Raw genomic sequence first — 21678 nt, 5'->3', positions numbered from 1 at the left:
ATGGGCTGGTTCGGGACCGGCGGGGACACCGCGGAACGGGAGCTGCTCTCCTCGCTGGCCACCGTCCTCACCGGAACCGGTCAGGCCTCCGGCTGCGGGGTGTACCTGACCGGGCGACACGTCCTGACCTGCGCCCACGTGGTCAACGACGCGCTCGGCCGGAGCCAACTCGACCCGTCCGATCCCGGCCCGGCCCCGCTGCGGCTCGGGTTCCGCAGTGGCACCGCCACCGCCCGCTGCACCGTGTGGGTCGCACCCCGCGCCCCGGGCGGCGGCCCCGTCACGGCGGGCACGCCGGAGTGGCACGGCGACCTGGCACTGCTCGAACTCGACGGAGACCCGCCGCCCGGTGTCGTCGAACAGCGCTGGCTCGGCCTGCGCCGCGGCCAGAACGTCCGCGCCTGGTACAGCGGCCGGGCCCCCGAGAGCTACGTGGACACCACCGTCACCGCCTGCGGTCCGGCGCTGTTCTACCTCGACCGGGCCCTCGCCACCGGGCCGGGCATCGTCCCCGGCTACAGCGGCGGCCCGCTCTGGTCGCCCGCGGACGAGGCCGTCGTCGGCCTGGTCGTCGGCAAGCTGACCGGCGCCGGCTACGACGACCGGGGCCTGGCCATCCCCTGGCTGGTCGCCCGCGAGCAACTCGCCGAGCAACTCGCCGAGCGGCTCGGGGAGTCGGCCGCCCACCGGCTGCTCCCGCCCGCACCCGCGGCGCCTGCGGACGGCCCGTACACGCCGGCCGGCCGGGAGAGCCACCGTCGGCTCGCCGCGATCATCCGGGCCGAACTGTCGACCGCCGCGCTCCGCGGCCGGCACGCCCGCGCGATGGCCGACGCCTGCGGACTCACCGTGCTCGGCGCCGAGGACAGCGGACCCGCCCCGGACGAACTCGCGGCGGCGCTCGCCGACACGCCGCGCGCGCTGGCGGCCCTCTGCGAGTCCCTGCGCCCCGCGCACCCCGGGGCCGCCGACCGCCTCGCCGCGCACGGCCGGATGCTGGGCATCCCCACGCTGCTGTCGCCGGAGGAGCACGGCTGGCTGGTCCGGCTGCTCGGCGAGCCCGTCCCCGACGGCACCGCGTTCGCCACCATCGGGCCGGCGCTGCTGCGGCACCTCGGGGTGAGCCTGGAGAGCGACGCGGAACCGGCCGCGACGGCTGCCGAGCCTGTCGAGCCTGCGGCTTCCGAGCCTGCGGCTTCCGAGCCCGTCGAGTCCGCCGGGCTTGCGGATTCCGAGCCCGCAGGACCTCCGGTGACCGAGCCCGAGGCTTCCGCGTCCGCGACGGCCGCGGACGTCCTGCCGGACCTCGGCGTCGCCATGGTGGCGGCCAACGGGATGACCTACAGCGTGGTCCACGACCGAGGGGGCGTCAGGCTCTGGCCGCCGGACGCCTACAGCCCGTGGTCCGGCCGGCGGACGGGCTTCCCGCAGGGGGTGAGCCACGTCGAGGCCGCGGTGGTGAAGGGCCACCCCCACGCGCTGGTGTGCACCGATTCGGGCTCCGTGGAGGTCTGGAGCATGGTGCGGTGGCAGCGCGAGTACGCGCTGACCGGCCACGAGGCGCCGGTCACCTTCGTCACCACCGCGGTCCTCGATCGCCGCCAGCACGCGATCACCGCGTCCGCCGACGGCACCGCCCGGATCTGGGACCTCGTCGACGGCTCCTGCCGGAACGTGCTGATCGGGCATCGCGGCCCCGTCACCTTCGCCACCACCACCGTCTTCGAGCGTCGCCCGCACGCGATCACCACCTCGGCGGACGGCACCGCGCGGGTCTGGGACCTCACCGGCGGAACCTGCCGGAACGTGCTGACCGGCCACCGCGGCCCCGTCACCCACGCCGCCGTGACCACCGTGTACGACCGGACCTACGTGTTCACCGCGTCCGCCGACGGCACCTGCCGGGGCTGGGACCTGCTGGACGGGCAGTCCAAGATCGTGATGTCGGGTCACACCAAGCCGGTCAACCGGATCGCCCTGAACATCGTCCAGGGCCAGCCGCAGGCCGTCACCATCAGCGACGACAGCACCGTCCGGGTCTGGAGCGCCAACAACGGCAGGTGCCGCAGAGTCCTGACCGGACACACCGGCCCGGTCACCCAGCTCGTCGTGGGAGCGGGCGGCGCGACCGCGATCACCGTCTCCGACGACCGCACGGTGCGCCGCTGGGAACTGTCCTCCGGGTTCCTGTACGGCAGCACGGCCGTCCCCGACGGGCACATCGCCCGCGCCGTCACCCACAGCGGGGCGCCGCACGTCCTGGTCGCCGATGCGGACCGCCGCCCCCGGCTGTGGAACCCGGACTCGATCCGCACCAGGCCGAACCCCGTCACGACGGCCACCGCCGCTCCGCCGGCACCGGAACCGTCCGAGGGCGGCGCCCGGCCCCGTCCGCTGACCGCCTTCGCCGTCGGGGGCGTCGACTACCGGATCCTGAACGACCTCGACGGCCTGTGGATCGCGCAGGCGATCGGCAGCGACACGCCCGTCCTGATCAGGACCCGTCCGGCGGCCGACGACCGGAACGCCGTCCTGGCCGAGGAGCCCCTGCGGCCCGTTCCGCCCCACCCGCACCTGCTGCCGCTGCTCGCCATGGGCGTCGACGCGGACCAGGCCTACACGGTGTCGGCCTGGGGAACCGGCCGGGCGCTGTCCCGGACGATCGCCTCGGGGGCCGTCGCGACCGTGCCGATCGGTCGCCGACTGCGCTGGCTGGCCCAGATCGCCACCGCGCTGGCCGCACTGCACCTGGCCGGGGAGGTGCACGGAAGCCTGTCCCCGCAGGAAGTCCTGATCGACGACCGGGGGAACGCCAGGATCACCGCCCCCAGCCCCATGGACCGGACCGGCGAACCCCTGTGGCACGCGGCGCCGTACGCCGCGCCCGAGCGGCAGGACGGCCAGGACGGCCGGCCGGCCGGAGACCTCTACTCCCTCGGCCGGGTCGCACTCGCGCTGGTCTCCGGCGCGCTCCTGACGCCGGCGGCCGCAGCGCCGGCCGACCCCGACCCGCGCGCCACCGTCCTCGCCGATCTCCGGTCCGCGGTCTCCGAACCGGTCCGGGAGCTGATCGCCGACCTCACCGACCCGGACCCGGCCCGCCGGCCGGGCAGCGCGGAGGACGTCGCCGAGAGCTTCCAGCAACTGTCCCGCCTGCCCGTCCTGCCGGTGCGCTCGGCCCGCCCCGACGTCCACCTCAGCCGCACCCGGGCCGACGCTGCCTGGGCGTCGTGGATCCAGGGCCAACTGTCCGAGCACTACGCGGTGGAGACGGTCCTGCTGGACTCCGAGGCCGGCCCGCGACTCCCCGTGGGTCCCGTCCGCAACGCCGAACGCACCGTCCTGCTGCTCTCCCGCGCGGCCGTCGCCCGAACCGCCGGCCACCCGGGGTGGTGGGAGCAGGTCGCGGCGGCAGCCGCCCGGGGAAACCTGCTGGTGGTCCGCGTCGACGACGTCGAGACACCCGCCGCGCTGGACACCACCCCCGTCCTGGACCTGCTCGGCGCGGCCGAACAGGATACCCGGACGCTCCTCCTCGACGCCGTGGCGACGCTGACCGGCGGGACTTCCCCGCCGTAGCCCGGGTGGCGCCGAGACCGTCTGCGGCCGGGTACCCGGGTCGGCGGGTCCGGGCTGTCGGGCCGGAGCCGCCGACCCTGGGTCCGGCGACGGGTCAGCTGACGGGGGCGGTCCAGGCGGCGTCCCAGGTGCGGGGGCCGACGACGCCGTCCGCGCCGAGGCCCTTCTCCGACTGGAAGGCGCGGGCCACCTCGGCGGAGGCGGGGCCGTACCAGCCGTCGGCGTCGATCCGCCAGCCGCGGTCGCGCATCCGCTGCTGCCACTGCCGCACGTCGTCGCCGTGCAGCATCGGGGTCTGCGCCCGCAGGTACCGCCCGGGCCAGGCCGGGTGTGCGGCCGGCTGCTGCGGGGGCGGCGGTCCGGGGCGCTCCGCGGCGTCGTCCAGCAGTTCCCGGGCCCGGGCGATGATCGCACCGCGCTGAGCCCGGCGGAGTTCGCCGGGGCAGCCGGTGTGGCCGCCCCAGGCGGCGCCGCCGGCGCCGTGGTAGGTCAGGCCGTGCTCGGTGGTGGAGTCGACCACCGCGAGCGGCCAGCCGAACTCGCGGTGGCCCCAGGCGTAGATCCTGGCCACACCGTCGACCTGTTCGCCCGTCAGGGGCTGCCCGGGGTAGCCCTCGGTCTCGACCGAGGCGTAGTACGCGTTTCCCGCGGCCTGCGCCCAGGCCAGGTCGGCGCCGGTCTCCACGTACTGCTCGATCCGGCCGTCCCTGGCGACCCAGAAGTCGGAGGAGGCCTGCGACTCGGGGTTGTCGAACCAGCCGAACGGACTGTTGTCGCCCTCCTGGACGTGCAGCACCAGTCCGCGGTGCTCGCGCGTCCCGCCGGGGCGGCGGTTGCGTACCGGGCGCCATCGCGCGCCGGGCATTCTGGACATGACGGGCCTCCGATCAGTAGGGGATGCCGAGGAACCGGCGGGTCGAGAACTCCATGTCGGCGTAGCTCGGGAACGGCCAGACGTTGTCGCTCATCCACGTGTAGCTGTCGAAGGTGAAGACCCCGCCGCCGAAGCCGCCCTTGGCCGTGCCGGCGCTGTAGGTCATCTGCTTGGAGGAGTTGACGCTCACTCCGCCGCCCCAGTCGCCGTAACCTGCGGCCACGTTGCGGGCCTCCCCGCGGAAGTCGCCCGGGGTCGCCGCCTGGGTCCAGAAGACATTCGCGTACGGGCCGCCACCGGCGCTGGCACCGACGGCGAGGGGGATGCCCGCGAGCGTCGGCCCGGGGATGCTCGTGTCGCTGCCCGTGAGGCCGGCCTCGGCGCTGCCCCCTCCCGCGAAGAAGTGCATGGAGTCGAACAGTTGGTTGTTGAGCGTGGGCGGCGTGAAGTACACGCCGACGTTGACGTCCATGACGAAGAGGCAGACGCCGGGGCAGAGGTTGAGGCCGAGGCCGACTTGCACGCCGGCGGCGTGCGGACCTTCGGTCACGCCGTCCACCACGTGCTGGGCGACGCCCGGGACGTCGACCCCGGACTTCTCGGCGAGCTCCAGCCCGAGCTTCGCCGCCTGCACCACGGGGTGCTGTTGGACGGCGTTGACCGCCGCGGACTTCAGCAGGTCCTTTGCGATCTCCGAGTCGGACGGCCCCGTGCCGGGAGCGGGCGGCAGGAAGGTCGCGGTCTCCTGCCCGGCCTTGCCGATCCGCCGGCGGATCTGTTGCGAGAGCGAGAGCTTCGGCGGTTTCTCCGCGCCGGCCTTCGACTTCTCCTCGTCCGCTTCCTTGCCGCTCGTGCCGGTCCGGTCGACCCGCCGCAGCGGGTTGCCGCGGGTGTAGGCGTAGCGATTGGACCCGTCCGCCTCGCCGGCCGGATCGGGTGAGGTCCAGCGGCCGAGCCAGGGCGCGTAGTGCCGGGCGCCGTGGCGGGCGAGGCCGCTCTCCTCCTCGCGTTCCATGCCGGTGAAGCGGTGGCGCTTGGCGGCGTAGGAGCCGAACGAGGTCTCCCCGTACGGCGTGTACTCCTCGCGGTTGACCAGCGCGCCGGCCTGGTCGAGGACGGCGCCGACGCTGCCGAGGTGGTCGTGGAGCGCGTACTTCACCGCCGGGGTGAGGTCCCCGGGGAGGGCCGGACCGAACCGCACCGAGCCGACCCGGGACTCGCCGTCCGGCAGGTGGACGGTGTCGTGGGCGGACACCGCGCCGGTCGGGGCGACCAGGACGATCCGCTCGAAGACCCCGTCGATGTCCACGGTGAGCCGCCGGGCCCCGCCCATGTCCTGACGGGTCTTCAGCACCCGCTGCCCGGCGGCGTCGTAGCGGTTGACGACCTGGAGGGTGGGCAGCCGCCCGGCCTGCTCGCGGTAGCCGGTGAGCCGGCCGGCGGCGTCCCAGCCGAAGTGCCGGCTGTCCGCGTCGGAGAGCAGGTTGCCGCAGGCGTCCCAGCGGTGCTCGTAGCGGACGTCCGCGACCAGCAGCGCGGCCGGCCGGTCGTGGCCCGGCTCGGTGGGCATCCGGCGGACCCGGCCGGCGCCGTCGGCCGCGTGGGTCAGCGTGGTGAGGTTGCCGGCGTCGTCGTACTCGTAGCTCTCCCGGTACGCCCGGGTACGGGTCGGGTCGGTGCCGGCCGGGCCCGCACTCCACGGCGTGGCGGGCCGGATCTCGTGTTCCCGGCCGGTGGCCGCGACCAGCCGGTACAGCGGGTCGTGGTCGAACAGGCGGATCAGCCGGTCGGGGGTCGGGGCGAGGCCCGAGCCGGAGTGGGTGTCCGTGACGGTGAGCACGTTGCCGACCAGGTCGTGCCGGTAGGCGCGGTCCTCCACGGCGGGCCCCCGCGACTGCCAGTGCGGCGCCCCGTCGGCGCCGGTGAACTCGGTGGCCGGCTCGCTGCGCAGCCGGGCCGGCCGGCCGCTGTGCGGGTCGTACAGTGCGCGGGTCAGCACGCCGTTGCCGTACAGGGTGAGCACCCGGCGGCCCCGGGCGTCGTACGCCGCGCGGCGCAGGTGCGGCACGCCGTCGAGGGCGAGCTCGGCGAGCGCGCCGGAGCGGCCGTAGCCCGCGGTGATCTCGGCCCGGTGGCCGGTGACGTCCTCGGGGCAGCGCAGCAGGGTGCGCCGGCCGAGCGCGTCGTAGCGGTTGCTGAGCCGGTAGGTCGCCAGGTCGAGCGGTGCCGGGCCCTCGACGCCGCCGCCGGTGCCGGTGGCGGCGACGGTGGCGGCACCGGTGCCGGTCAGGCTCATCGGATCGCCCGAGCCGGGCGGGCCGCCCGGGCCGTCCGAGCCTCCGGGGTCGGTCGGGCCACCGGAGTCACCGGGCAGCGGCAGCGGCAGCTCCTCGCCGGGCAGCCGCCGGACGGTCTCCAGCGGCCGCCCGGCCCGGTCGTACGCCTCGTGGGTCAGCTCGCCCGCCTCGTCGCGCACGACGTGCGCCCGGCCGAGCAGGTTGGCCCCGGCGTCCGGCGCGGTGAGCGTGTCGCCGTAGACGGTCTCCACCCGCAGCGTGATCGGACTGTCGGCGTCGTCGCGGGCCCACAGCCGCACCGGCCGGTGGGCGGCGTCGAAGCGGGTGAGCAGCACGGCGCCGCGGGCGTCGTGCTCCTCCAGCGGGCCGTCCAGCGGGTCGAGCACCCGGCGGCGCACCCCGGAGTCGCGGTGCTCGGTGCGCCAGGGGCGGCCGAGCAGGTCGTACGCGGTGCGCGAGCCGGTCCGGCCGAGGGCGTCGACGGTCTCCACCACCCGGCCCTCGAAGTCGAGGCGCGTGCGCGTGGTCAGCGCGCGGTCGGCCAGGCGCTCCACGGTCGCGACGGTCCGGCCGAGGGCGTCGCGCAGGGCGGTCGTCGGGGTGTCGTGGTGGCCGGCCGGGGTGCCGGAGGTGCCGGGGTGGGTGCGGCCGGCGTTGTCGCTGGCATCGTAGGTCCAGGTCTCCCAGGGCGTGGGCCGGAACTCGTCGGGCGTGCCGAGGGCCGCCGGGCGCCCGTGGACGGTGCGCAGCTCGGAGCCGTCCGCAGCGGTGACCCGGACCACCTCGCCGCGCGGGTCGCGGTGGGTGGTGACGCGGGCCAGGTCGGGCTGCTGCTCCTCGGGCGGGGTCCAGTTCCAGCCCTCGGCGTAGTAGGGCTCGTAGGCGACGGTCACCCGGCCCTTGTCGTCGTAGGTCCGCCAGCCGGTGACGGCGACCCGGGGCGCGCCGGCCTGCCCGAGCAGGCCCACCGCCTCGCCGACGGTCGCGGCCGGGTCGGCGGGCAGGCCGAGCGTGGCGACGGTCAGCTCGTCGGCCTGCACCCGGGTCTGCAGCAGTCGCCCGAACCCGTCGGTCGCCTCTCGCTGTTGGACGAAGCGCTCCGGGTGGCGCTCCCGTTCGTCGGTGGGGAACAGCGCCGCGATCTCCGCCGTGGTGGGGGCGGGCCGCCCGGCGGCCAGGCGGCGGGCGCGTTCGGCGAGGACCACGGCCCAGCGGTGCTCGGTGCGGCGGCTGGTGTGCACCCAGGCCGGCCCGCCCTCGACGTCCCAGGCGTCGAGGCGGTACTCGAAGACCGTGCCGGGCTGCTCCGGGGTGTCGCCGTCCTCCTCCCCCGACCGCCCCAGCAGGGCAATCGAGGTCGGCAGGCCGAGCGGGCTGTAGGTGAGGAGCGTCCGGTTCCCGTTCGGGTCGGTCCCGAGGGCCGGGCGCAGCACCCGGTAGTCGTACTCGGCCGTGCTGGTGAGGCCGACCGGGTCGGTGGTGCGCACCGGAAGCAACTCGTAGCGGTCGTAGGCGACTTCGGTGCGGCCGTCGAGGGCGTCCAGCTGGACGGCGACCTGGCCGCGGTCGGTGTGCCGCAGCCGCGAGGTGACGGCGTACCAGCCGTCGGGGCGGCCGGGTTCTCCGGCGACGTACCGGTAGCCGGCGTACGGTGGCAGCGCGTCGCGCCACTGGGCCGGGTAGTCCGCGGGAGACTCCGTCCCGGCCAGGCAGGGCGGCGCCTCCTCGTCCCAGGCGGCGGTGAGGGTGCGGGCGGTGTGCACCAGGGTCTCGGTGCGGGCGGGCAGGCCGCGGGCGCCGGCCCGGCCGAGCGGCAGGCCCTCGAAGGGTTCGCCGTCGTAGTGGGTGCGCTCGTGGCCGAGCAGGACGGTGGCGGCGGTGCCGGCGCCCACCGTGCGCCACAGCTCGGCGAGCGGCAGCGTGCCGGGGTCGGTGACCTGCAGCCGGGTCGTGGCGGCGGTCAGGTCCAGGCGCGGCGCCTGCCCGTCGTCGCCGGCGGCGTACTCGGTCCGCACCGCGCCGACCAGGTACGGCTCGCCGCCGCCGGTCGGGGCGGCCGGGTCCTGTCCGCGCGGCACGCCGGCCTCGCCGGTGAGCCGGGGGCGGCCGTACTCGTCGAAGTCGTCGCTCCAGCCGAAGCGGTGCATGGGCTCGTCGCCGCGCAGCCAATCGGTGCTGCGGTGGGCGGTCTCGGCCGCGTGGACGACCGGCCGCGCCGCCCAGCGTCCGGCCGCCCCGGCGGCGCCGTCCAGCACGGCGGCGACGCGGTGGCGGTACTCGGTGACGGTGTAGGGCCGCGGTCCGAGCACCGGGTGCCCGTCGGCGGCGTACAGCTCGCTGCGCTGGACCCGGCCGCGCAGCGCGCGGGCGGCGTCGCGCAGTGCCCGGCGCGGGGCGTCCTCGGGCAGGCGGTACTCGGTGGGGCCGAGCCGGGCCGGGTCCTCGGACCAGTGCTCGGGCCGCAGGTCGGGGGCGTTCCAGTCGCCCTCGGCGGGGCCGAGCGGGCCGAGGTGGTACCAGGTGCGGGTCTCGGTGGGCGGGGTCGACTGCTCGCCGGCCCGGTCGGTCCGGGCGTCGAACACGTCGACCCGGCCGAAGCCGCGGAACTCCCGCTCCGCGCCGTCCCAGGCGCCGTGGTGGTAGCGGTAGACCGTGCTCTGCGCGGAGCGGGCCAGCTGGTCCCGGACGGTGGTCCCGGCGACCACCTGCACCGGGAAGGGCAGCACGGTGGCCCAGGGCCGCCGCTCGGCCGCGTCCGCCAGCCGGAAGCGGGTCGACGGCGCGTAGCGGATCTCGCCGCGCATGCCGCGGTGGTTGTCGACCGAGGTGAGCAGGTAGGGCTTGGTTCCCCCGGTGAGGTCGAGGAAGGCGTAGCCGGTGCCGCGTCCGGCGTCGCGGCTCCACAGGATGCCCTGGGTGCCGTGGCCGAGCAGGTCGACCAGCCGGACGGCGTCCAGGTCGGTGACGCCCGGGGTGCCGTGCAGGGTGAGCGGCGGGGCGAAGCCGGTGCCGGACCGGTTGAGCCAGAGGGTGAGGTGACCGTCGCCGACGTACACCAGGTCGGCGCAGCCGTCGCCGTCGAGGTCGCCGAGCAGGACCCGGCGCGGGTCGAAGTCGGTGCCCTCGTCGAACACCGGGCCGGCCGTCATCCGGATCTCGGCGCCCCAGCGGCCGTGGCCGAGGTACGGCCAGTAGCGCACCCGGCGGTGCTCGACCAGGACGATGTCGGAGAGTCCGTCGCCGGTCATGTCGGCGAGGTGGACCCGGGGGTCGGTGAACGGGACGGGGGGCGCGGCCGGGGCCCGGCGGGCGGTGGTCCAGCCCCGGCCGGGCTGTTGGAGGAAGAGTTCCAGGCCCGCGCCGCCGCTGCGGACGGCGTCGGTGATGCCGTCGCCGTCCAGGTCGACCAGTTTGACGGCGGGGTCGTCCAGGTCGAACGGCGGCGCGGCAGCGTGCCGGACGAACCGGGCCGGGTCGAAGCCTCCGTTCGGGGCGGGCGGGTAGTGGCCGCCGGGGACCAGCAGGTCGGTGCGGCCGTCGCCGTCGCAGTCGGCGAGCTGGACGCCCGGGTCGGCCAGGGCGAGGCCGTCGGGGGCGGTCAGCGGGACGGGCCGGGCGAACCGCCCGTCGCCGAGGTTGCGCCAGTAGCGGGCGTACTGGCCGGTGAGCTGGACCAGGCTGGGCAGGCCCTCGCCGAACAGGTCGACCAGTTCCAGCGTCGGGTCGGCCAGCGAGGTGGCGGGCAGCGCGCCGGCGGGTGCGCCGAGGGGGCGGTGGCGGCGGGCTGCCGGGTCGTAGCCGGAGTAGCCGAGCTCGATCGGCGGGGTGCTCTGGACGGCCTCGCCGTCGTGCCCGCTGACCGTGACCCGGGTGAGCAGGGACGCGGAGTTGGCGGCCTCGGTGTACCCGAACTCGACCCGGCGGGCGAGGACGGGCTGCTCGCCGTGGTGCATCCAGGTCTCGATCCGGGTGCAGCGCAGTGCGGTGCGCAGCTCGAAGCCGGGTCGGCGGTCGCTGGTCCGGTCGGCCCGCTCCTGGTGGTCGAGCACGACGTGGACCAGGAACTCGCCGTCGCCGCGTTCGACGTAGCGGATGTCGGCGAGGTGCAGCTGCTCGTGTCCGGGTCCGGCGTCGCGTCGGTAGCGGTGGAGCACCCGGTTGCCGTGCGGGTCGGCGCTCTCGCTGAGCAGCCAGCCGAAGATCCGGGCCGGGTCGGCCGGGTCGGTGAGGGCCGCGGGGTCGCGCCAGTCGGGTGCGGCCTGCGGCGGGCGTACGGTGCCGTAGCGGTTGGTCAGCCCGTCGCCGGTGCGGACCTCCCAGTAGTCCTGGCCGTCCGCGGTGACGTGCTCGATCCGGGCGAAGCCGCTCTCGGTGCGGGGGCGGTAGCGGGTGCGGCCGGGGGCGCACCCCGGCACCGGGACGAGGTCCTCGGCGCCGGAGAGCAGGAAGGTGTCGCGCTCGTCGTAGTGCGGCAGGCCGCGCCGGGTGGAGCGGCGGACGTCGGGCGGGCTGAGCCGCCAGCCCATGCCGAACGGGCCGTTGGGGTTGCCGGAGCTGTACTCGAGGGCGAGCTTCGGGGTGAGGCCGGCCCGGCCGGCCGGCAGCTCCACCGGGAGGGTGAAGGTGCCGGTGCCGGTCTGCGGGTCGGCGCGGAACGCCTCGCCGAGGCCGGCGATCGCGCCGCCACCGCTCGGCAGGTCGATGACGGGGGCCTTCACGCTCATGCCGACCACCTCGGGGCCTGCCCGATCCAGCCGACCACCAGCAGGATGTCGTCGAGCCGTCCGGAGTCGAACAGCTCGTCGGCTTCCGGGCCGAAGGCGAGCTGCCAGTCACCGGCCGGGGGCTGGCCGCACAGGGCGGTCCAGGCGGCGGCGTTGCCGCGGCGGGTGGAGGCGACGCCCTGGTAGGTCTGCGCCTCGCCGCCGAGGGCGCCGCGGGTGAGGGTGACGCCCATCTTCGGGATCTCCTCCGAGCTGTCGAGGTCGAGGACGCACAGCGCCACCGATCCGACGGCGAGCTGGTCGAGTTGGGCGGGGAAGTCCGGGCGGGCCAGGGTGAGGCCGGCGCCGCGCGGGCCGGCGGTCTCCGGGTTGTGCAGCGCGTACCAGAGGTCCGGGAAGTCCTCGCGGAGGCTGAACATCCGTTCGCCGCTGCGCTGTTGGGCGCTGTTGAGGCGTTCGACGACGCGGGCCCGGTGCTCCTCGCTGTGCATGGCGGTGTACTCCACCGTGAGCACCACGTCGGCGATCGAGGAGTAGTCGAACGCGTTGGCCGCGCGCGGCAGTTCGAACCGCCAGGTGGTGTCCACGCCGGTGCCCTCGAACGGCAGCAGCATCTCGGACTGGGCGTCCAGCTCGAACACTCCGGTGGCGGAGACCGGCGAGGTCAGGGCGACCAGCTCGGGGTCGCGGCGCAGCGCGGTCTCGGTGAGCGTGGCGCCCGCGTCGCCGGAGCGGGCCACTACCCGGGAGATGCCGGAGGAGGCGAGGGTGGCCCTGATCCCCTGGCCGGGCGGCACCAGGGCCACCAGCGAGGTCTTCACCCGCCGCACCAGGCGCAGGTAGTGGCCGGGGAAGGCCTCGTCGAACCAGCGCATCGGGGTGGCGAAGTCCAGTTCGCCGGTCTGCCGGAAGCGGGCGAACTCCACCGGGGCGAGCTGGGCGACCGAGAAGGTCTGGGTGATGTTCAGCTTGCGCCGGTCGGTGTCGAAGGCGTACTGGTCGAGCCCCTGGACGTCCTGGAGCAGCCGGGCCGAGCCGGTCAGCCCGCGCCGGTCGGCGTCCGCGCCGTCGCCGGGCGCCTGCCAGTAGTCGGTGCGCACGAAGGCGGAGACGGACTCCTGGCGTTCGAAGGCGAGTTGCTCCTGCGCGAGGCGGGCGACCGCGGTGGCCTGCTGGAGGAAGTAGCGGTACACGCCGCCGAGCACCTGGGCCATCCAGTGGTACAGCTCGGCGCTGGTGAACTGCCCGTCCAGGAAGAGCAGGGTGGCCTGGGCCTGGCTCGCCTGGAGTTCGGCGACGGCCTTCTCCTGCGCGACCACGTCGAGGTGGGCGGCGGCGGCCTGGCCCTGCTTGGCGGCGATGTTGCCGTCCTTCTCGGCCAGGCCCAACTGGAGCCGCCAGTCGTCCTTCTGGCGTTCCATCCCGGCCATGAAGGTGTTGGCCTGCAGCTGCTCCTCCAGCAGGTTGAGCTTGCCGCCGGCCACCGCCTTGCCGATCATCGCCGCGCTGGCGACGCCGTTGGCGACCTGCTTGATGCCGAAACTGCCGATGAAGTCGACGAGGCTGGCCGACTGTGCCGCCAGCTGGGCCACGCCGATGGTGGCGTCCAGCGCGCCGATCACGTTGCGCATGTCGCGGACCTGCTTGTAGCCCTTCAGCATCCGCTGTTCGTAGCTGTTCAGCCCGGCCTGCAACCGGTCCGCGTAGTGGCCGGCCAGGTAGGCCGCCCGCTCCTGCTGGGCGGTGGCGAGCTCCGTGCCGGTCTCCGCCTCGGTCAGCCGGCGGGCGGCCAGCGTCACCTGGGCGGCGCTCAGCTGGACGGCCTGGTCGGCCTCGAACCGCCGGTAGGTCTTCTCGTCGTACTTCTCCAACGCCGCGAGGTACTGGGCCTCGACGGCACTCGCCTGCCCGGCCAGCTGCCGGGACCGCTCGACCAGCGAGCGGAAGCGGTACGGGGTCGGCGGCGCGACGGCACGCCGGGCCGCGGCGCCGGCGCCCGCCGTCATCGCCTGGCCGAGGTCGACGGTGCGCAGCATGCCGGCGATGTTCCGGCCCTGTCCGATCTTGGCGAGCTGGGCGCGGGCCCGGGCGCCGAGCGCGACGGCGTCCTGGTTGGGGAAGGCGACGTCACCGGTGGTGACGCCGGTCGGCCACAGGTCCGGCAGCGCCAGCAGGTCGAGCGCGGCGCCGTACAGCCCGCGGGCCCGGCCGGTCTCCTCCCGGGCGAACTCGGAGTCCGCGAAGTCCACGAAGCAGCGGATCAGGGCGAGCAGGGTGTAGCGGGTGTACGGGTTGGGCCGGCCGGCGGCGACGGTGTGCGGGTTGAGGTTCTTGGTCCAGCGCGGCGGCAGGGTCAGGTCGGCCGGGCCGTGCTGCTCCAGGGCCAGCAGGTGGCAGACCTTCCGCTCGGCCGTCGGCCGGTGGTACGCGTACACCCGCTGCAGCCAGTCCAGCGCCGTGACGTACTCGCCGGAGGCCTGCAGCCCCTGGGCGAGCAGCAGCGGGACGAAGTACAGGACCTCCAGCAGGTCCACCGCCGCAGGCTGCAGGTACGGCGCCTTCGGGACGCCGGTCGTGTCGCGGATCTCGAACGGGGACAGCAGGCGCTGCGACAGCTCGCGCAGGGCCAGCAGCTGGGTGTCGGTCTGCACGTCGGTGAGCTGGAAGCCGGTGCCGAACCGGTCGCGCAGCGCCTGCGGAAGCTCCTGCCAGTACGCGGCCGCCTGCTGGCGGGCCTCGACCGGGCTGAGCCGGGCGACCGAGCGCAGTCGGCCGACCAGGTTGGTGAACGGCTCGCTGCGGGTCGGATCGGGGGTGTAGACGGCGGTGCGGCGGGTGGGATCCAGCTGGTTCTCGGGATACAGGAAGGCGAGCAGGGCGGCGCGCCAGGTGTCGTAGCCGCCCATCCAGGCCCAGTCGGCGTCGAAGTCGCTCTCGCTGGTGAGCTTCCAGCCGCCGGCCGGGTGGCCGTTGCCGAAGCGGGCGACCCGCAGCGAGAACATGACGTTCTGCAGGGTCTCCACGGCCTGCAGGATGCGCGTGGTGCGCAGCGCGCCGCCGGCGCCGACCGGCAGCTGGTAGCGCTCGCCGAGCGCGTCGGCGGCCTCCGGGCGGGCGCCGATCCGGGCGGCGTCCAGCAGGGCGTCGCGGAGCACCGGCAGGGCGCTCTCCTCGGTGGCGGCGAGCAGCGCGGCGTGCCCGTCGGTGAGGGCGCGGTGCTCCTGGGCGCGGGAGCGCAGGACGGTCTCCCAGCCGCGGCGGGCGGCCTGGCGGGCCCGCCAGGCGGGCAGCCGGGGCGCCGCCGCACCGGGCACGAACTGGTCGGGCGACAGGGTGAGGGCCGACTCCTCGGAGCGCCACTGCGGGTAGTACTGCGCGACCTTCTTCACTTGGGTGAGGACGGCGTACAGGCTGTCCCACTCGGCGGCGGTGACCTGCGCGCCGACGGCGGCGGTCAGCGCCTTGATCCGGCGCAGCAGCAGGAAGGCCTCGCGGGTGAGCCCGGCGGCGGTCAGCTGCGGCTCGATGTCGGCCCCGGCCCGCTCCTGCGCGTCCAGGGCGTCGAGGTCGGTCGCGGGCAGGGCGTCGGCGAGGACGGCGCGGTAGCCGGCGGCCGGGTCGGCGGCGGCCTCGCGCCGCGTCCTCAGGCCCTGGACCACCCCGCCCAGGGTGGTACGGCGGGCGGCGAGCAGCGCGGCCGCCTGACTCGCCGGGCGGACGTCCAGGTCGCTCAGCAGGTCGGGGTCGACGATGACCGCGAACTCCCGTCCGGTGGCGGTCCGGTCCTGCCGCGCCCAGCGGACGCGCATCCACTCCTCCCGCCACTCCAGGACCTGGCCGCGCGGGAGTTGGCGCAGCTGGGGCTTGGCGGTGCCGGTGTCGCGCAGGCCGAACAGCCGCTCCAGGGCGTCCTCGGTGAGCACGGCGGGCTCAAGGGTGAGCGCGTCCAGCTGGTCCGGCCGGCTCGGCGAGAGCGGGAGGCCGAGCCGCTCGGCGAGGGCCTGCCGGGAGGCCTGGTCGGCGCCGCGCACCAGGCGCAACTCCTCGTAGGAGGTGCCGAGTTCGCCGAGCAGGGTCTGGTAGGCGGTCCACCGGTACTCGGCCTCGGCGGCGACCGGCACGGTCTCCGGGGTCGGGAGGTTGGCACCGGCGGCGAGCTTGGCGGCCCCGGCCTCGTCCACCGCGTAGGTGAAGACCCGCAGGTCGTCGAGCATGCCGTTGAAGCCGGGGCCCCACGGGGCGCCGCCGACCCGCAGCGGGCCGTCGTTCCCGACCACCCGTCCGGTGAAGGGGGCGGAGCTGTCCAGCTTCCCGTCCAGGTACAGCAGCGCCTGGTTGCCGCGCTTGACGAAGGTGACGTGGGTCCAGGTGTTCAGTTGCAGCGGCGCGGTGCCGTTCAGACCGGAGTTGTACTCGGTGGTGGTGCTGAACCGGGCGTGCAGCCTGAGCGCGTCGGGCTGCAGCCAGATCGCGAAGGTGCGCTGCAGGTTGTCGTTCCCCTTGTGCATCACCTTGCGCCACAGGCCGGTCGGGCCCTGCCGGACGTTGATGAAGAAGCCGACCGTGAAGTCGGTGCCGTTCCAGCCGATCTCGAACCTGTCGGTGTGCGGCAGCAGACCGCCGTTGGTGCTGCCGTCGAAGCTCACGGCCTGGCCGCTGCGGCCCGGCGCGCGGACCAGACCGGCCGGGAAGGTGAGGGTGTGCCCGTTTCCGGAGCGGTCTCCGGCTTCGTTCTCCCAGATCGCGTCGTCGTCGAAGGTCCAGTGGCCGGCCAGCTTGGGGCTCTTGTCCTCGACGTGCCGGCGCAGCACGTCGATCACCCCGGTCAGCTCGTTGACCGGCCGGTGTCCGGCGTCGCCGTGCGCCGCCAGCGCGGTGCTCAGCTCGGCGAACTGCTGGCGGAACACCTCCGCGATGCGCTTCGAGAGCAGGGCTCCGCCGGGCACGGTGGCCTGCCCCTGGGCGAAGCCCAGCAGCGAGTCCAGGTAGGCGCGCTGGGAGAGCCGTTCCTCCAGCGAGGCCGGACGGTACTCACTGACGGCGCGCACCGGTATGTCGGTCGCGGTGACCTTGCCCGCGGCGTCGACGGCCTGCACCCCGATGGTGTGCGTGCCGTAGCCGTAGATGTTCGGCGAGGCGCTCCAGGCCGCCCAGCCGGGCGAGGCCGCGACGGCGTCGGTCCACGCGCCGCCGTCCACCCGGTACTGGACGATGCGGACCCCGCTCTGGCCGTCCACCGCGGCGCCGGTGACCGGGATCGTCGCCACGCCGTCCTTGAGCGTGAACTCCTTGTTGGGGGTGGGGCTCTGCACGGTGAGCGTGGGCGGGGTGATGTCCTGGACGGCCAGCGTGACGTCCCGGGTCGCGGTGTTGCCCACCGCGTCGCGGCAGCGCAGCCGCAGCACCCGGGCGCCGAGCGGCGCTGCGGGCAGCTGGAAGGTGCCCTTGAAGGTGCCGGTCGGGCCCTCGACCAGGCCGCCCGAGCCGGTGCCGACCAGCTCCCAGCTCATCGTCCGCGCACCGAAACCGGTGGAGGTGGAGGCGGTGATGTCCAGCGGCAGCCCGCCGATCGGCACGCCGAGGGCGCCGGCGGCCGGGGCGACCACGGTCAGGTCCGGCTCGGTGCTGCCGAGCGTGATCTGGACGGACGCACTGGCCTGGGCCTCGACGTAGGCGCCTTCCTCGCCCTGCGCGTCGGCGGAGACCGTCGCGATGAAGTTCCCGGGGCGGTAGGCCTGGACGTTCGCCCGCCAGGACTTGGTGTAGCCGGAACCGGACAGCGTGACGTCGTAGGTCCGGCCGTCGAACCGGACGACGACGGACAGGTCCGACGCGTACTTCACGGTGACCGAGCCGCTCAGCTCGAACCAGGCGCCCGGCTGGGGGGCGCTGACGCCCGCCCCGTTGATCTTCACGGAGAGCACGGGCGTCGGCGGGGGCGGCGGCCAGTTCGGGTCGTCGACCGGGGGAAGCATGGTCGGATCGGCGGTCGGATCGGTGGGGTCGGTCATGTCCTGCCGGTTCATGGGAGTCCTCTCGTGGTGACGATTCGTCAGCTTGGCGAGGAGGACTTGTGGATGGCGTGCAGCTCGCATGTGGGCGGGGTGATGAACACGAACGCATCAGTCCGTTGATCCCGCGTTGATTCGATGCCCAGTCCGGGCAAGCAGAGTCAACGGACGAAGCTTCAGCAGAGCGGGGAGGTACGCCGATGGGCGGCCGCACGGGGTGGGAGTTCGGCGTGCTCGGGCCGCTGGAGGTCCGCTACGACGGGTGCGTCCTCACCCTCGGCAGCACCCGCCAGCGTGCCGCGCTGACCGCTCTGGCGGCGGCCGCTGGCCGGACCGTCCCGGCCGCCGAACTGATCGACGCGGTCTGGGAGGAGGAGCCGCCCCCGAGCGCGCTCAACAGCCTGCAGAGCCACCTCTCCCGGCTGCGCACCCGACTCGTCGCCGCCTCCGGGGCGCCGGTCCTGGGGTACGACCCGGCCGGCTACCGCCTCCTGGTCACCCCGGAGCGGATCGACGCCCGGCGCTTCGAACGCGCCGCCGCCGACGGCCGGGAGCAGTTGGCGGGCGGCCGGCCGGACCGCGCCCTGGAGTTGCTGCGCGAGGCCCTCGGCCTGTGGCGCGGCGCCGCCCTCGGCGAGTTCCACGACCACTGCTCGTTCCGGGCCGACAGCGCCCGGCTGGAGGAACTGCGGTTGCTGACGGTGGAGTCGGCGGCCGCGGCCGAGCTGGCGCTGCGCCGCCCGGACGACGCGGCGGCCCGGCTGACCGCGCTGGTCGCCGAGCACCCGCTGCGCGAACGGGCCCTGGCCCGGCTGATGCTCGCGCTCTACCGCACCGGCCGGCAGGCCGACGCTCTGGCGCTCTACCGACGCTCCCGCCGGCGGCTGGTGGCGGAACTCGGCGTGGAGCCGGGCGCCGAACTCGCCGGCACCCAGCAGGCCATCCTGCGCCACGACCCGGCGCTGCGGCCGGGACCGGACCGGGAGGACCGACTCCCGGCCGTCCACCGCGAAGTCGAGCGCCGTGCCGTGGCGCTCGCACCGGACGAGGGCCCCGGCGTTGTCGGCGCTGTCCGCGTTGTCGGCGCTGCCGGCTCTGTCGGCTCTATCGGCGTCGAGGCCCACCCGGTCGCGGCCGGGCGCGGCATCGCCGTCGCGGCCGAAGAACCGCCGCGGCGGACACCCGCCGATGCCCCGACCGCAGGCAGCGGGCAGCACCCCGAGGCCGCCCGACCGGCCCAGGCCGGTCCGATCGTTGCCGGTACGCGGCACCGCCGCGTCCCCGACCCCTGGCAGCACTGGGGACCGGCCGGAGTGGGCGCCGTCCACGTCCTCCCACCGCTGTTCGCCGCTACTCGGCCGGAAGTCGAAGTGGTCGGCGAAGGGATCCTCAAGCGGTCGACGAACAGTTCACGCGCCCCTGCGACTCCGGGCGGCGGGATCCTCCCGATGCTCACGGCGGTGGTTCCCCGGATTCCGGCAAGGGCCGGCACAGCCGCGCTCGGCGGCCTTCCTCGCTCCTGCCGGGCCTCGCCACGTGCTCCGTCCGGCCGCGCCGACCTCACCCCCGCCGGACCGCCGACGGCCTCTGCGATCCGCAGCGCAGCCCGCCTCGACCGGCCGGGAACCATCCCCGCGGGCGCGGGGAGCAGTGGAGCAGCAGACGCCGGATTCCGCTCGACTCCCACCCGCCCCGGTCCGCGCTCAGCGGTGCTCGGGGTTCTCGAAGTCGAAGCGGCAGCCCGCGTCCCACTCCGAACGCTGGTTGCCGTACGCCGGAATGCCCCCGGCGTCCTTGAGCATCCGCGCCAGGTGCAGCTGATTCCGCGTCATGAACGTCGTGTTCCGATTGGTGAAGTCGTTCTCCGGCCCACCCGACCCGGGATCCAGGCACGACGGCCCCGGCCCGGCCTCCCCCACCCAGCCCGCGTCGGCCTGCGGCGGGATCACGAAGCCGAGGTGCTGGAGGCTGTACAGGGATTCGGGTTAGTACTGCAACGACACTCCGTGACCTGGTGACCCTGCGCCTCGTTGAGGATTGCGTGTCGGAGAACATAGCTGATGGCTGGTCAGATGAATTCGGTGAGGCCTGCGAGCTTGCCAGCAGCACCTACCTGGCGGTGCCCGAGGAGCTACGGACGGAGATCCTGGACGTACGCACCATGGAGGTGATCCGGATAATGCCTGTGCGGGTCCGCGAGACCCGTACTGCTCGACAGCTCGGTGAACTTCTCGCTCTGCCCACCGGCCGGATATGACAGGATCGGCCTCGGCCCGTCAGCCTTACGGGCATGACGACTGTTCCGGAAACCCGGATCGGCGGATTCGCCGAGTCCGAGGTGTTCGCCGTCCTCGAAACCGCCTGCCGACACGTTGGAGTCGACGCCTCCGATGCCAAGCTGCTGCGTGGCCACACCAACGCCGTCTACCTGCTGGAAGCCGCTGGAGCGGTAGTCAAGATCGCCCGAGCGGGAACCGAAGTCGACGATGTCCGCCGGACGGTGGCGCTCGTGCAATGGCTGATGGCCATGGAGTTCCCGACTGTTGAGCTGTTGCCCGTGGAGCAGCCCGTCCTGGTCGGTCGGCACGCTGTCACGTTCTGGCGGCATCTTCCCCAGCCCCAGCGAGCCGTACCGGCCGCCTACCTCGCCGGCCCGCTACGCTCCCTCCATCAACTACCGCTTCCTCCCATCGAAGTCCGTCCGCTCGACACCGTCGCAGCCATCCGGCGATCCATCGCCGCTACTACTGAGCTGCCGGCAAGTGATCTGAACTTCCTCAGCGCACGGGTGTCCTCGCTCGAAGCCGCGCTCGCCCAGGTCCGGTACGTGCTCAAACCCGGGCTTCTGCAAGGTGATCCACAGCATCGGAACGCACTGCACTGCCACGGCGCGGCGGTGTTGTGTGACTGGGACACCGTGTGTTTCGGCCCACCTGAACTCGACCTTGTGACGGTGGAGATCCATTGCAGGAGATTCGGGTATGGCCGGTCCCACTACGAGGAATTCGCGGACAGGTACGGCTTCGACGCGACCGAGTGGGACGGCTACCCGGTTCTTCGCGACCTCCGTGAGCTGCGGATGGTGACGACGAACGCGAAACGCGCCCCGGCCGGAAGCGAGACCCTTTCGGAGGTGCGGCGAAGAATCGCCGGAATCCGAGAAGCGGACGCCGAGATGCGATGGAACATTCTCTAGCGCGCCTCGCACAGGTCGCTGATTCCCTGCCTCGGCTGCCTAAAGGCTGTCTCGTAACTCGGCTGACGGCGTGGGGTCAGATCCCGCTGGTTCGGCGGAGTTCAGCCGGCAAGGGCGAGGTTGTGCATGCGGGCGATGCCGCTGGCCGCCCAGTAGACGGCCAAGCCTTTGCGTCGGCAGGCGCGGAGGATCTTCCAGTTCTTCATGCGGGAGATGGCATGTTCGACGCGTGCTCGCACACGTCGGTGGGAGCGGTCGTCGTCCTTCTGCCAGTCGTCCAGGTCCTGGCCTGGTCGGCGTCGGTGCGGGATGAGCGTGCCGGTGCCGCGGTAGGCACCGTCCGCAAGCACGACGGCGTCGCCGCAGGCGGCGTCGACGCCGGACTCGGCGAACGCCTGGCAGTCGTTGCGGTTGCCGGGCACAGGCCTGCCGACGGCCAGGACCAGGCGGGTGTGCGCGTCGACGAGGATCTGCAGGTTCGCCGAGTGCCGGCAGTTCTTCGACGGAGCCGCGACGCTGCGGTCGTGGGTGGGGACCAGGGTGCCATCGACGATGACGACCTCGTCAGCCGTGGGGTGGCGACGGGTGCGGGCCAGGGCCAGGAACGGGCTGTGCCGGTCGATGATCCGGTGGGCGGCCGCCGTTGAGACGCCGAACAGCGGCGCGAGCTGGCGCATCGTGAGGTTCGTCCGGTAGTAGACCGCGACCAGCAGAACCCTGTCCTCCAGCGACAGGGCCCAGGGGCGCCCGGGCCTGGAGGGGTCCAGCGTGCGGCCGCCGCGGTACTTCACCGCCTGGACCAGGCGCCGGAACTGGACCGGGCGCAGCCCGGTGAACACCTCGATGAGCTCACGACGCTCCGCCGACAGCACCTGCACACCCAGACCAACGCAGCCCAGCCCACGGAGTTACGAGACAGCCTTTACCCTGCGAATCAGGCCGGGTCGCGGTTCTCGGCGCGGAACGTTCCGGTCTCACCACGGACGGCCAGCGGCGT

General features: G+C 74.3%; 7 protein-coding genes and 2 pseudogenes. 4 read left to right on the top strand and 5 right to left on the bottom strand.

All coding sequences use genetic code 11. The features are described 5' to 3' along the window. Positions 1-3579, top strand: coding sequence for a trypsin-like peptidase domain-containing protein (locus ACI1MP_RS32310; protein ID WP_404870176.1), 3579 nt, complete (start codon positions 1-3; stop codon positions 3577-3579). 94 nt (positions 3580-3673) lie between these two features. Here the strand turns inward: ACI1MP_RS32310 and ACI1MP_RS32305 are convergent, their stop codons facing one another. Genes ACI1MP_RS32305 through ACI1MP_RS32295 form a run of 3 tightly spaced genes read right to left on the bottom strand, consistent with a single transcriptional unit; the run spans position 3674 to position 17500 of the window. Continuing rightward, positions 3674-4453 (bottom strand): peptidoglycan-binding protein, encoded by a 780-nt coding sequence (locus ACI1MP_RS32305; RefSeq protein WP_380333510.1) that lies wholly within the window; start codon positions 4451-4453, stop codon positions 3674-3676. A gap of 13 nt (positions 4454-4466) precedes the next feature. Further along, complete coding sequence (locus ACI1MP_RS32300) at positions 4467-11474, bottom strand: SpvB/TcaC N-terminal domain-containing protein (protein ID WP_404870175.1); 7008 nt, start codon at positions 11472-11474, stop codon at positions 4467-4469. Continuing rightward, the gene (locus ACI1MP_RS32295; protein ID WP_404870174.1) at positions 11471-17500 is read right to left on the bottom strand and encodes a LamG-like jellyroll fold domain-containing protein; all 6030 of its coding nucleotides are present in this window, start codon (positions 17498-17500) and stop codon (positions 11471-11473) included. The genes ACI1MP_RS32300 and ACI1MP_RS32295 overlap by 4 nt, the downstream gene beginning before the upstream one ends. 185 nt (positions 17501-17685) lie before the next feature. Between ACI1MP_RS32295 and ACI1MP_RS32290 the strand changes: the two are divergent. Beyond that, positions 17686-18420: pseudogene (locus ACI1MP_RS32290) on the top strand (BTAD domain-containing putative transcriptional regulator); the annotation flags it as partial. A gap of 768 nt (positions 18421-19188) precedes the next feature. On the opposite strand, the pseudogene ACI1MP_RS32285 reads toward ACI1MP_RS32290, so the two are convergent. After that, a pseudogene (locus ACI1MP_RS32285) lies at positions 19189-19461 on the bottom strand (flavodoxin family protein); the annotation flags it as partial. Positions 19462-19499: 38 nt separating this feature from the next. Here ACI1MP_RS32285 and ACI1MP_RS32280 point away from each other — a divergent pair. After that, entirely contained in the window at positions 19500-19742 is a 243-nt protein-coding gene (locus tag ACI1MP_RS32280) for a hypothetical protein (protein ID WP_404870173.1), read from the top strand. A 33-nt stretch (positions 19743-19775) separates the two neighbouring features. Continuing rightward, entirely contained in the window at positions 19776-20681 is a 906-nt protein-coding gene (locus ACI1MP_RS32275; RefSeq protein ID WP_404870172.1) for a phosphotransferase family protein, read from the top strand. A gap of 101 nt (positions 20682-20782) precedes the next feature. Here the strand turns inward: ACI1MP_RS32275 and ACI1MP_RS32270 are convergent, their stop codons facing one another. Then, positions 20783-21559, bottom strand: a complete 777-nt coding sequence (locus tag ACI1MP_RS32270) for a transposase (RefSeq protein WP_404870171.1) — start codon at positions 21557-21559, stop codon at positions 20783-20785. Between the last annotated feature and the right edge of the window lie 119 nt (positions 21560-21678).

The organism is Kitasatospora griseola, assembly GCF_044999035.1.
Lineage (GTDB): Bacteria > Actinomycetota > Actinomycetes > Streptomycetales > Streptomycetaceae > Kitasatospora > Kitasatospora griseola.
Note: the sequence above shows the minus strand (reverse complement) of the source record. Positions and strands in the feature narration are given on the sequence as shown.

Excerpts from the sequence above, each read along its gene's own strand:
- ACI1MP_RS32310 (WP_404870176.1), top strand. The coding sequence starts at position 1 with ATGGGCTGGTTCGGGACCGGCGGGGACACCGCGGAACGGGAGCTGCTC.
- ACI1MP_RS32305 (WP_380333510.1), bottom strand. The coding sequence starts at position 4,453 with ATGTCCAGAATGCCCGGCGCGCGATGGCGCCCGGTACGCAACCGCCGC.
- ACI1MP_RS32300 (WP_404870175.1), bottom strand. The coding sequence starts at position 11,474 with ATGAGCGTGAAGGCCCCCGTCATCGACCTGCCGAGCGGTGGCGGCGCG.
- ACI1MP_RS32295 (WP_404870174.1), bottom strand. The coding sequence starts at position 17,500 with ATGAACCGGCAGGACATGACCGACCCCACCGATCCGACCGCCGATCCG.
- ACI1MP_RS32275 (WP_404870172.1), top strand. The coding sequence starts at position 19,776 with ATGACGACTGTTCCGGAAACCCGGATCGGCGGATTCGCCGAGTCCGAG.